Below are 11,495 nucleotides of genomic sequence, written 5' to 3'. Positions count from 1 at the left end.
GCCGATCACGAATGCCGCACTGTGGGTGAGTGGATCATTGACCGGCTGCAGCAAGGCTGCGCGCCAAGTGAGGTCGGCGTTTTCGTACGATCCGATGCCGAACTGAAGCGCGCTCGTGCTGCTGTGAAGGCTGCGAATGCGCGCGCCGTTGAACTGAACGACAAGGTCGAGGTCGAGGACGGTGCAGTCGCCATCAGCACAATGCACTTTGCCAAGGGACTGGAGTTCCGATCAGTTGTGGTAATGGCCTGCGACGACGACGTCATTCCACAATCGGATCGCATTGAATCTGTGGCAGACGACGCTGACCTTGAAGAGGTCTACAATACAGAACGGCATTTACTCTATGTCGCATGCACCCGCGCCCGCGATCATCTTCTTGTAACGGGTGTTTCACCACTATCCGAGTTTCTGGATGATCTCTTAAAGGGTTCCTAATTCAAATCGGCCTGAAATCTTTAACTCTCCGCTCGCCTTGTCTCTTACCCCCTTCCTCAAACATCAAGAAAGGGTCTTGAGTGTCAATGGCGGACCTACCTTGAGAGTACCGGAACCGGGGGCAAATTTCGGTTTGGGGGCATTATTGGGGGCATCGTGTGGTGGCCACACAATAATAAACATATGAAACAATTGGTTAATTACTGAATATGAGTCCCTTCAGCGCACCACTTTCCTGTCCAATTGATGAGCACTGTCAGAGTCTGGAATGGTCTCACTCTGTCTCGTTCACCTGCTCTTTTTTCAAGCAAGCGCCGAAGCGATCCCTTTCAATTCCCCAGAATCATGATTGGCGTATTGGCGAGGAGGTCTTGGAACGTCGTGCTGCTGCCGGATTTGCCGAAGCGGCGGTTGGAGTTGAGGCCGGCGCCGATGAGCTGGACCACTTCCGGTGAGCCTGCGAATTTGGAGTGGCTGCCAGAGCTGGAATCCTCGATCCTGGACAGGTCGATGACCGTCACCCCGAGTTTTTCCAACTGGAGCGCGTCGGCTGCGCCGACACGGGGCACGCCGCCTGCAATGCGTCGCGACAGGCGCAACGCGGCGTCATCCTGAGAGATCAAGAGGTACATTCTCTTCTTGATCGACGGATGCAGCGCCGCAATCTGGGTGCGGAAAAGGTCAATGTCGATATCGGGCGAGGCGAGCACGATGTGGTCAATCGGGATGCCTTTGCCAAGCCTGCCGGATTGCTGCTGGTGAATCAGCGCCTCCATGGTGAGGAATGTGCCCATCGAATGTGCAAAGACATCAACGCTCTCGGCGCGGGTCTGGTTGAGGATGGCCGCCATGTTCCGGACCTCGGGGCGGGCGACAAGCGCGCTGTTCAGGTCGTAGACATAGCGTGTGCCCTTTGCCGCCGAGGCCCATGTGAAGAGCACGGGCACGCCTTGGAAATCCGTGTCCTCCACGAATTGAGAGAGGCGGAGCACGGCATCGCTTGCGGTGTTGTTGAAGCCGTGGACGAAGATCAGGAGTTTGCGGTCGCCCGGCGCGCGTTTGGCAAGTTCGCGATTGATGCTGGAGATAAAGGCGTCATCGGTGGTGTAGACCACGGGGTTGATGACGGTGAATTCGCGGCGCGGATCGGGGGGCAACCGCTTTGGACGCTCCAATACGCCCAAGACATGCGTTGGCGGCACGGTCGCGTCGACCGAGGCCATGCCAAGATCCGGCGCGCGGACCGAGGAGTAAAAGGCACCTGCCACCTCGGACGACCCCCGCGTCGACATGATGAAGATGCGATGTTTCGTGAGGTCGGCGACCGACTCGACCGGGACCTCTGCGTTGCGGATGCCGATGATCTGCGGTGCGGGTGAGCACGCGACGAGCGCCATCATGAGGAGTGCTGAAATCCAGGATTTGAAATGAATATGAGGCGCCATGACAACTCTCTAGAAAACCATGCCCGAGGCAATGCTGATCCGAACCGGCGCGCTGCTACTGAGCCAAGGCGCCTGTCGTGCAGCTTGCCTGCGCTTCCCTCGCGGATCAACTCTTTTGAGCAGAAAACGGCGACGATTCAGATCTCTGATCAGGTGCAATCTCGACCCGAAAAAGGCACGCAACTTTTTCTGAAATTGCTTAATGCAGCCTGCGATTGGGGTCCTGGGGCGCGCGGTTTGGGGTCACGTCCTCATACTCGGTCTCGACCACGTCGTCGCGCGCAGGGGGCGGGCGGCCGCCCATCTCGAACCGTTGGACATGCACGCGCTGACGGATCTGCCGGAAGACCGCGCGGCGCACCGGCGGCATCAAAAGCGCAAAGCCCAGACCGTCGGTAAAGAACCCCGGCGTGAGCAGCAGCGCGCCCGCAAAGAGGATCATCGCCCCATGCGCCAGCGGCTCCGACGGATCGTCAAGGTCCGAGAAGGAGCGGCGCAGGTTCGACATCGCGACCGCCCCCTGCATGCGCAAGAGCCACGTGCCGATCACGGCGGTCAGCACGACAATGGCCAGTGTAGGCCACAGACCGATCAGCCCGCCCACCTGAATGAAGAGCGCGATCTCGATCATCGGAACGGCGAGGAATGCCAGAAAAAGCCACATATGCGGCCCTCCTTTGTTTTATGACCCTTACGGTGGACTTGACCCTGTCCAGCCCCTACATAGGACTGAGCGTTGACGCTTACCATGCCCCGCACAACAAGAGGTGTCCATGAATTCGCCCATCCTGCAGTTACTGGTGCTCGCCGGTATCGCCATTTTCCTGATCCTGCGGCTCAAGAATGTTCTTGGCACGCGTGACGGGTTCGAGGGGCCGGCGCGCAGCGCACCCGCACCTGACACCCGCCGCCGCCGCGAGTTCGAGGTGATCGAGGGAGGGCCGGACCATGACATCGTCGATCATGTGCCCGAGGATTCCGATGCCGCAGCGGCCTTGGCCGAGATGAAGCGGATCGAGCCTGATTTCAGCGTCACGACCTTTCTGCAGGGCGCGCGCGGGGCCTATGAGATGATCCTGATGGCCTTTGAGCGTGGCAAGCTGGACGAGGTGACGCCGTTTCTGGACCGCGATGTCTATGAGACCTTTGCGCAGGTGGTCGATGCCCGCGAACAGCAGGGGCTGAGCATCGAGGCCGAGTTCATCGGCGTGCGCGAATTGACGCTGGCGGACGCACGGTTCGATGCCGATACGCGGCGGGCAGAGATTTCCGTTCGCTATGTCGGCGAATTGATCTCGGTCGTGCGCGATAGCAATGGGGCCGTTGTCGAAGGGGCACCGGGCCAGTCAAAGCGCCAAAAGGATGTCTGGACCTATGAGCGGATCATGGGATCGGACGACCCCAACTGGCGGCTTGTTGCCACGGGCGAATGATCCGGGGGCTGTGGAGAATTGGTCTGGCGCTATGGCTGGTGTGTGCGACACCGGCCATGCCACAGGACGTGACCCACGAAATCCTGAGCTTTGACGATCTGAATGGATGGGCCGAGGATGATCATGCCGCGGCCCTTTCTGTTTTCCTCAACACCTGCCCGGATATGAAGGACCCCGATTGGCGTGCGCTCTGTGCCTTGGCGCAGCAGCGCCCCGATGCGCGGGGATTTTTCGAGCTGCTCTTTCGCCCCGTGATGATGTCCGAGGGCAAGCCCGCGCTCTTTACCGGCTATTTCGAGCCAGAGTTGCATGGCGCGACGCGCCCCGATGGGCGCTATCGCTATCCGGTTTACCGCGAGCCGCCCGAGGCGCGGCTGTCTAACCCTTGGCTCACCCGGCGCGAGATCGAGACCACAGAGGTGATGCGTGGTCGCGGCCTCGAGATTGCCTGGGTCGATGATCCGGTCGAGCTTTTTTTCCTGCAAATCCAAGGATCAGGTCGGATCAGGCTGGAAAACGGTCAGGTGATCCGCGTGGGCTATGCCGGGGCCAACGGCCATCCTTATCGCTCGATTGGGGTCGAACTGGTGCAGCGCGGGATATACTCGGTGCATCAGGTGTCGGCCGAGGTGATCAAGAACTGGGTGCGGCGCAATCCCGAAGAGGGGCGCGAATTGCTGTTTCACAACCCGTCCTATGTGTTTTTTCGCAGGGTTGACGATGTGCCAGCCGAGCGTGGTCCGCTGGGGGCAATGAACCGGTCGGTCACGACCCTGCGCACGGTGGCGGTTGATCCGGCCTTTGTGCCCTTGGGCGCGCCGGTCTGGGTGGAAAAGGATGGCGAGGGGCCGATCCGCCGCCTGATGGTGGCGCAGGATACCGGATCGGCGATCAAGGGCGCGCAGCGCGCCGATATTTTCTTTGGCACCGGCGATGCGGCGGGGCAGGCGGCCGGGCGGCTGCGCGATCCGGGGCGGATGGTGGTGCTCATGCCCATTCAGCGCGCCTATGCCATGCTGCCGGAGCAGACACCGTGAGCCGCAGGCGTGTCCGGCCCGAAGAGCTGGAGCTTTGGCAACAGGTGGCACGCACGGCGCAGCGCATCAGGCCAGAGGCGGCAACGCGCGCGCCTGCACCTGTGCCGCCACCCGAGCCGATGATCCGCAATCCGCGCAGCACGCTTCCGATTCCGAAGCTGGAGGATTTCCAGATCGGGCAAAAGGCTGCGGGTACGCCCCCTGCGCATGATGTCTTGCCCGGCCTCTCCGAGCGGGTGGCGACCGCGCCCGTGCAGATGGACAAGAAGGCGTTTCACCGGATGAAGCGCGGCAAGCTGATCCCAGAGGCCAAGATCGATCTGCACGGCATGACCATGGACCGCGCGCATCCGGCGCTGACCGGATTCATCCTGCGGTCGCATGCGGCGGGGCTGCGGCTGGTGCTGGTGGTGACGGGCAAGGGCAAGGATCGCGACTCCGGCGGGCCGATCCCGGTTCGGCACGGGGTCTTGCGCCATAATGTGCCGCAATGGTTGCGGATGGCACCGCTGGGGCCGCTGGTGTTGCAGATCACCGAGGCACATCTGAAACACGGCGGCGGCGGGGCCTATTACGTTTACTTGCGGCGGCAGAGATAAGGGCGGCCTGCTGAGCCGCCCTAGCTTCGGTTACTGTCCTGCGATCATCTCGGATTGTTTGACGATCACTTCGGCCTGTTTGATCGAAGCGATATCGACAAGGCGGCCTTTGTAGGTGGTCGCTCCTTCGCCGCGCGCCTTGGCCTCTTCCATCGCTTTCAGGATTTCGCGGGCCTCTTGCACGGCGGTCTCAGAGGGCGTGAAAATCTCGTTGGCAATCGCGATCTGCTTGGGGTGGATGGCCCATTTGCCGACCATGCCCAGCGTGGCCGAGCGGCGCGCCTGCGCGCGAAAGCCCTCATCGTCCGAGAAATCGCCAAACGGGCCATCGACCGGCAAGAGACCATGGGTGCGGCACGCGGCGACAATAGCGGTCTGTGCCCAATGCCACGGGTCCGACCAATAGCGCTGGCCTTCGCGCAGCATATAGTAATCCTCTTGCGTGCCGCCGATGCCGGTGGTCTGCATGCCCATTGAGGCGGCGAAATCGGCCGCCCCGAGGCTCATCGCCTCGAGCCGAGGTGAGGCGGCGGCGATGTCCTCGACATGCGCAATCCCGGCGGCGGATTCGATGATGACCTCAAAGGCGATCCGCTTTTTCCGGCCCTTAGCCGCCTCAATGGCGGTGACGAGCGCGTCAACGGCATAGATATCCGCGCCGCAGCCGACCTTGGGGATCATGATCTGATCCAGCCGCTCGCCCGCCTGCTCCAAGAGATCCACCACATCGCGATACCAGAACGGGGAATCAAGGCTGTTGATGCGCACCGAAAGGGTTTTCTTGCCCCAATCAACGGAATTGATCGCCTCGATAATGTTCTTGCGGGCAATGCCCTTGTCCGAGGGGGCGACTGAATCCTCGAGATCCAGATTCACCACATCCGCGGCACTCGCTGCCATTTTCTCGAACAGTTTGGTGTTGGAGCCGGGGCCAAAAAGCTGGCACCGGTTGGGGCGTGCGGGGGCGGGCGGTTGCAGGCGAAAGCTCATGGGCGGGTGGCTCCGTTACATAAGGAAATTGCGGGATTGTCGCGGCTGTGGTTATGAAATTGCGCAAGGCTCTGCAAGGCGGTTTTCCCCGTGCATCGGATGCGCAAAGGGCGAACTAGGTGAAGAATATTCGATGGTTATGATAATATGTCGAAGGAACGTGCAGATGTGATGGAATTTTCGTGAAATCAAACAGGAAATCGCAAGGAATTCGTTGGAAACTGCCGCCAAGCTATAGCGAAAGGATGTGCCATGATCGAGACCCCCTATCTGTTGTTTCTGGGCGATGCGCCCGACATGCTGGCGGCCAAGGTCGCCATCGGCATCCGCGACTGGCGGCCCGAGAATGCGCTGGGCCAACTGCGCCTGCCCGGCTGCGGTGCTGATCTGGGTCTGCCCGACATGACGCTGGCCGAGGCCAAGGCGGCGGGCGTCAAGACCGTGGTGATCGGCGTGGCCAACCGGGGCGGCATAATCAGTCAGGAGTGGAAAAAGGTGCTGGTGGCGGCGCTGGAAGAAGGCTTTGATCTGGCGGCAGGCCTCCATAATCTCTTGCGTGACGAGGCGGATTTGCGCGCGGTGGCCGAGGCGACGGGCCGCACCCTGCATGATGTCCGGGTGCCGTCGGTGAAATACCCCATCGCGGATGGCAAGAAGCGCAGCGGCAAGCGCTGTTTGGCGGTCGGCACCGATTGCTCTGTGGGCAAGATGTATACCGCCATGGCGATGGAGCGCGAGATGATCGACGCTGGCATGAAGGCTACGTTCCGGGCGACCGGGCAGACCGGGATTCTGATCACCGGCGATGGCGTGCCGCTCGATGCGGTGATCGCGGATTTCATGGCGGGATCGGTGGAATGGCTGACGCCTGATAATGACCCGGATCACTGGGACCTGATCGAGGGGCAAGGCAGCCTCTTTCATGTGTCCTACTCGGGGGTCACGATGGCGCTCATTCATGGGGGTCAGCCCGATGCGCTGATCCTCTGTCACGAGCCGACGCGCACCCATATGCGCGGTCTGCCCGACTACACGCCGCCCACGCTCGAGGCGCTGCGCGACATGGCGCTGCCGATCGCGCGGATCGCCAATCCGGCCTGTCAGGTGGTGGGTGTTTCGGTCAACACGCAGCATATGTCCGAGGCAGAGGCGCGCGCCTATCTGGCCCGTGTCGAGGCCGAGATGGGATTGCCCGCAACTGATCCCTATCGGTTTGGAGCCGCGCCGCTGGTGGCTGCCTTGGCGGCGATTTGAGTATTTTGGGAACGATGAAAGGGGACAGGCTTGCAGATTGATGTAACGCGGGATGTGTTCCGGTTGGCGCAGGTGTTCACCATCAGCCGGGGATCGCGGACCGAGGCCAAGGTCTTGACCGTGCGGATCAACGAGGGCGGCGTGACGGGCTGGGGCGAATGTGTGCCCTACGCCCGTTATGACGAGACCTTGGAGAGTGTGACGGCTGAGATCGAGGGTCTGTCAGGGAACCTGACGCGCGCCGCGCTCTACGATCTCTTGCCGGCTGGGGCGGCCCGCAACGCGGTGGATTGCGCGATTTGGGATCTGGAGGCCAAGCGCGCGGGGTGCCGTGTCTGGGATCTGGCCGGGTTGCCTGCGCCGAAGCCAGAGATCACGGCCTACACGCTGTCGCTCGACACACCAGAGGCGATGCAGGCGCAGGCCGAAAAGCATGCGCACCGGCCCCTGCTCAAGATCAAGCTGGGCACGCCGGATGACATGCCGCGACTGGAAGCCGTCCGGCGCGGCGCGCCGCAGGCCAAGATCATCGTCGATGCCAATGAAGGGTGGAGTGCCGCGGTCTATGCTGATCTCGCCCCGCATCTGGTGCGGCTTGGCGTGGCGCTGGTAGAGCAACCGCTGCCCGCGGGCGAGGATGAGGCGCTGATCGGGATGGCGCGTCCGGTTCCGGTCTGTGCCGACGAGAGCTGCCATGACCGCGCCAGCCTGCCCAAACTCAAGGGCAAATATGATGTGGTCAACATCAAGCTGGACAAGACCGGCGGGCTGACCGAGGCGCTGGCGCTGCGCGATGCGGCGCGCGCCCAAGGGTATGGGATCATGGTGGGCTGCATGATCGGAAGCTCGCTTGCGATGGCGCCTGCGACGCTGGTGGCACAGGGCGCGATGGTGACAGACCTTGACGGCCCGCTGCTTCTGGCCGAAGACCGCGACAATGCTTTGATTTTCGATGCCGCAGGCGTGCATCCGCCACGGCCAGAACTATGGGGATGAGACCATGCGCACTGTCTATGTAAACGGCGAGTATCTGCCGGAAACCGAGGCCACCGTTTCGATCTTTGACCGGGGGTTTCTGATGGCTGACGGCGTTTACGAGGTGACAAGCGTGCTGGGCGGCAAGCTGATTGATTTCGGCGGGCATCTGGCGCGGTTGGAGCGGTCGCTGAGCGAGCTCGACATGAAGAAGCCGGCGGCATTCGACGATCTCTTGGAGATTCACCGCGAATTGGTGCGCACGAATGAGATCACCGATGGTCTGGTCTATCTCCAGGTCACGCGCGGCAGCGATGGCGACCGCGATTTCGTGTTCCCGAACGCCGAGACGACCGAGCCGACGCTGGTGCTCTTTACCCAGTCCAAGCCGGGTCTGGCAGAGAATCCGGTGGCCAAGAAGGGCATCAAGGTCATCAGCATCGAGGATATTCGCTGGGGCAGACGGGATATCAAGACGGTGCAGCTTCTCTATCCGTCGATGGGCAAGATGATGGCCAAGAAGGCTGGGTGTGATGACGCCTGGATGGTCGAGGATGGCCATGTGACCGAAGGCACCAGCAACAACGCCTATATCGTCAAGGGCAACCGGATCATCACGCGGCAATTGTCCAACGACATCCTGCACGGGATCACCCGCGCCGCCGTGCTGCGCTTTGCCCGCGAGGCGCAGATGGAGGTCGAGGAACGCGCCTTTACGATTGACGAGGCCAAGGATGCCGATGAGGCGTTCGTGACCTCGGCCAGTGCCTTTGTGATGCCGGTGGTGGAGATTGACGGGGTCGCCCTTGGGGGCGGTGTGCCGGGTCGGGTGGCCGCGCGGTTGCGCGAAATCTATCTGGACGAGAGCCTGAAAGCGGCGGTCTGAGCCGCGCATTTGCGCACAGAATATGGGCGGAATCGGGGAATTGAGCGCGGGGGGCATTGGGGCCATTCTAGGGGAAACCCGAGATTGGAGCCGCAAATGACCCCCGTTCACCCTGAGGCCCGCATCGGCCATGTGCATCTGAAAGTGGCCGATCTGGACCGCGCCATCGGATTTTATTCCGGTGTGCTCGGCTTTGAATTGCAACAGAAATTCGGCAATCGCGCGGCGTTCCTGTCGGCGGGGGGCTATCATCACCACCTTGGCCTGAATACTTGGGAGAGCCTGGGTGGGACGCCTGCGCCAAGGGGGCATACGGGCCTCTATCACACGGCCTTTCTCTATCCGGACCGCGCACAACTGGCGGATGCCCTGCGCCGGGTGATCCGGGCCGGGATCACCATCGAGGGCGCTGCGGATCACGGGGTAAGCGAGGCGATCTATGTGAGTGACCCGGATGGCAATGGCGTGGAGCTTTACCGCGACCGCCCTGAGGCAGAATGGCCACGGGATGCCGCGGGCAATCTCGCGATGGTCAATGATCCCATTGATTTGAAAGAGCTTTTGTCACACGCCCCGGCAGAGGGCTAGACGATCCATCGCGCAGGGCCTAGGCTGCTGTCATCGGTTCAGGAGAGGGCGCGCAGATGGCGACGGGCACGAATATTCGCACATATTTCAATGGGTCATGGCATGAGGGCGATCCGGCGGTGATCCGGGCAGCGGACCATGGCGCATGGCTGGGCACGACGGTGTTCGACGGCGCGCGCTATGTCGATGGCATTGCCCCGGATCTGGCCAAGCATTGCGCCCGCGTCAATGCCTCGGCCCGTGCCCTGATGATCACGCCGACGGTCGAGGCGTCGGATATGGTCGAAATCGTCTGGGAGGGATTGCGCGCCTATCCCAAGGAGGCCGCGCTCTATATCCGGCCAATGTACTGGGCGCTCGACGGGGGTGATCTGGGGATCGTGCCCAAGGAGGGGGCCACCGGCTTTGCCATCAGTCTCGAGGAAATTCCGATGCCGCCAGAGGGATTCAGCACGACGCTCGGCCGCACGCGGTTTCGGCGTCCGGTGCTCGAGGATGCGGTGGTCAATGCCAAGGCGGGCTGTCTCTATCCCAACAATGCGCGCATGCTGAAAGAGGCGCGCGGGCGTGGCTTTGGCAATGCGCTGGTCGCGGATGCGCTGGGCAATGTGGCCGAAACCGCGACCGCCAATGTCTTTGCCGTCAAGGATGGCGCGGTGTTCACGCCCATTCCCAATGGCACGTTTCTGGCCGGGATCACCCGCGCGCGCCATATCGAAAACATGCGCCGCGAGGGGATCGAGGTGCATGAAACGGTGATGACATTCGACGATTTTCACGCGGCGGATGAGGTGTTCCTGTCCGGCAACCTGATGAAGGTGACGCCGGTCTCGGCCTTTGAGGACACCCAATACAAACCCGGTCCCGTCACCGAACGGGTGCGGCAAATGTATTGGGACTGGGCCCATTCCGCGAACTGAGAGGCGGGGGGCAGCGCCCCCCATCCAACTCAGAAATCGAGATTGACGACGTTCAGCGCGTTGTCTTGAATGAACTCGCGGCGCGGTTCGACCACATCGCCCATCAGCTTGGTAAAGAGATCGTCAGCCTCGGCCACATCGTCGATCTTGACCTGCAACAGCGTGCGCGCCTCGGGGTCGAGCGTGGTTTCCCAGAGCTGATCGGGGTTCATCTCGCCCAGACCCTTGTAGCGTTGCAGGCTGAGGCCCTTTTCGCCCTCTTTCAGGATCGCATCAAGCAGGTCGAGCGGGCCAAAAATGGCCTGCACGCGGTCCTTGCGGATGAGCGTGGCGCGCTCGCGGTAGATATCGCGGAGCGGTGTGGTCAACTGCGCCAGCTTGCGCGCCTCGGCGCCGCGCAGCACAGGACCATCGAGCGTGCGCATTTCCTCGACCCCGCGCACGGTGCGCGACAGGCGCATGCCCTTGTCTTGTGTCGGGCGCCCTTGCCAGCCGCGTTCATATTCGTTCGAGATCATGTCGAGCCGGGTCGCCACGGTATCGGCCACGCCTTGCAGGTCACTGTCGACGCGGCCGGGCAAGAACGCCTCGGCAATTGCGGCTTGTTCAAGGATGTGGCGGGGATAGTGGGTCGGGAACGCCTCGAGAATGCGCCGCGCCTGCCGCGCCTCTTCGACAACGCGCACGAGGTCGGAACCAGCGATTTCCTCGCCCGAGCCAAGACGCAGGGCGGCATCGGTTGTGCCTTGTGCGATCAGGTAATCCTCCAGCCCCATTTGGTCCTTGATATAGACCTCGGACTTGCCGCGCATCACCTTGTAGAGCGGCGGTTGCGCGATATAGAGGTATCCGCCCTCGATCAGCGCGGGCATCTGCCGGTAGAAGAAGGTGAGCAGCAGCGTCCGGATATGCGCGCCGTCCACGTCGGCA

12 protein-coding genes and 1 pseudogene are annotated in these 11,495 nt (G+C 62.0%); 9 read left to right on the top strand and 4 right to left on the bottom strand.

Annotation, left to right across the window (positions count from 1 at the left end; genetic code table 11):
* Positions 1–438: 3'-5' exonuclease (locus tag KBT70_RS01510; RefSeq protein WP_296627949.1), on the top strand; the 438-nt coding region annotated here is incomplete at its 5' end.
* Positions 439–767: 329 nt separating this feature from the next.
* On the opposite strand, the gene KBT70_RS01505 is transcribed toward KBT70_RS01510, so the two are convergent.
* Complete coding sequence (locus tag KBT70_RS01505) at positions 768–1,883, bottom strand: alpha/beta hydrolase (protein ID WP_296627946.1); 1,116 nt, start codon at positions 1,881–1,883, stop codon at positions 768–770.
* A 199-nt stretch (positions 1,884–2,082) separates the two neighbouring features.
* The gene (locus tag KBT70_RS01500; RefSeq protein WP_296627945.1) at positions 2,083–2,547 is read right to left on the bottom strand and encodes an FxsA family protein; all 465 of its coding nucleotides are present in this window, start codon (positions 2,545–2,547) and stop codon (positions 2,083–2,085) included.
* Between the two features lie 109 nt (positions 2,548–2,656).
* Between KBT70_RS01500 and KBT70_RS01495 the strand changes: the two genes are divergently transcribed.
* From KBT70_RS01495 to KBT70_RS01485, 3 genes are read left to right on the top strand one after another with little or no spacing between them, the layout of a single operon-like run.
* Positions 2,657–3,316 (top strand): Tim44/TimA family putative adaptor protein, encoded by a 660-nt coding sequence (locus KBT70_RS01495; protein WP_296627944.1) that lies wholly within the window; start codon positions 2,657–2,659, stop codon positions 3,314–3,316.
* 56 nt (positions 3,317–3,372) lie between these two features.
* Entirely contained in the window at positions 3,373–4,353 is a 981-nt protein-coding gene (locus KBT70_RS01490) for a murein transglycosylase A (RefSeq protein WP_296627951.1), read from the top strand.
* A complete protein-coding gene (locus KBT70_RS01485) occupies positions 4,350–4,952 on the top strand; it encodes a Smr/MutS family protein (RefSeq protein WP_296627943.1) in 603 nt (200 codons plus the stop codon). The genes KBT70_RS01490 and KBT70_RS01485 overlap by 4 nt, the downstream gene beginning before the upstream one ends.
* Before the next feature lie 30 nt (positions 4,953–4,982).
* Here the strand turns inward: KBT70_RS01485 and KBT70_RS01480 are convergent, their stop codons facing one another.
* Positions 4,983–5,942 carry an L-malyl-CoA/beta-methylmalyl-CoA lyase gene (locus KBT70_RS01480; RefSeq protein WP_296627942.1) on the bottom strand — a complete coding sequence of 320 codons (960 nt, stop codon included), beginning with the start codon at positions 5,940–5,942 and terminating at the stop codon, positions 4,983–4,985.
* 252 nt (positions 5,943–6,194) lie between these two features.
* Between KBT70_RS01480 and dgcN the strand changes: the two genes are divergently transcribed.
* The 5 genes from dgcN to KBT70_RS01455 all read left to right on the top strand — a co-directional run bounded on the left by dgcN (position 6,195) and on the right by KBT70_RS01455 (position 10,565).
* On the top strand, positions 6,195–7,196 hold the full coding sequence (gene dgcN / locus KBT70_RS01475; RefSeq protein WP_296627940.1) for an N-acetyltransferase DgcN: 1,002 nt from the start codon (positions 6,195–6,197) through the stop codon (positions 7,194–7,196).
* A 30-nt stretch (positions 7,197–7,226) separates the two neighbouring features.
* Positions 7,227–8,192, top strand: a complete 966-nt coding sequence (gene dgcA / locus KBT70_RS01470; protein ID WP_296627937.1) for an N-acetyl-D-Glu racemase DgcA — start codon at positions 7,227–7,229, stop codon at positions 8,190–8,192.
* A 4-nt stretch (positions 8,193–8,196) separates the two neighbouring features.
* On the top strand, positions 8,197–9,057 hold the full coding sequence (locus KBT70_RS01465) for a D-amino-acid transaminase (protein ID WP_296627935.1): 861 nt from the start codon (positions 8,197–8,199) through the stop codon (positions 9,055–9,057).
* 96 nt (positions 9,058–9,153) lie between these two features.
* Positions 9,154–9,645, top strand: coding sequence for a VOC family protein (locus KBT70_RS01460; RefSeq protein WP_296627932.1), 492 nt, complete (start codon positions 9,154–9,156; stop codon positions 9,643–9,645).
* A 56-nt stretch (positions 9,646–9,701) separates the two neighbouring features.
* Positions 9,702–10,565, top strand: coding sequence for a branched-chain amino acid aminotransferase (locus KBT70_RS01455; protein ID WP_296627929.1), 864 nt, complete (start codon positions 9,702–9,704; stop codon positions 10,563–10,565).
* A 29-nt stretch (positions 10,566–10,594) separates the two neighbouring features.
* Here the strand turns inward: KBT70_RS01455 and KBT70_RS01450 are convergent.
* A pseudogene (locus tag KBT70_RS01450) lies at positions 10,595–11,495 on the bottom strand (DNA gyrase subunit B); the annotation flags it as partial.

It is taken from the genome of Roseovarius sp., assembly GCF_018066915.1.
GTDB lineage: Bacteria > Pseudomonadota > Alphaproteobacteria > Rhodobacterales > Rhodobacteraceae > Roseovarius.
Note: the sequence above shows the minus strand (reverse complement) of the source record. Positions and strands in the feature narration are given on the sequence as shown.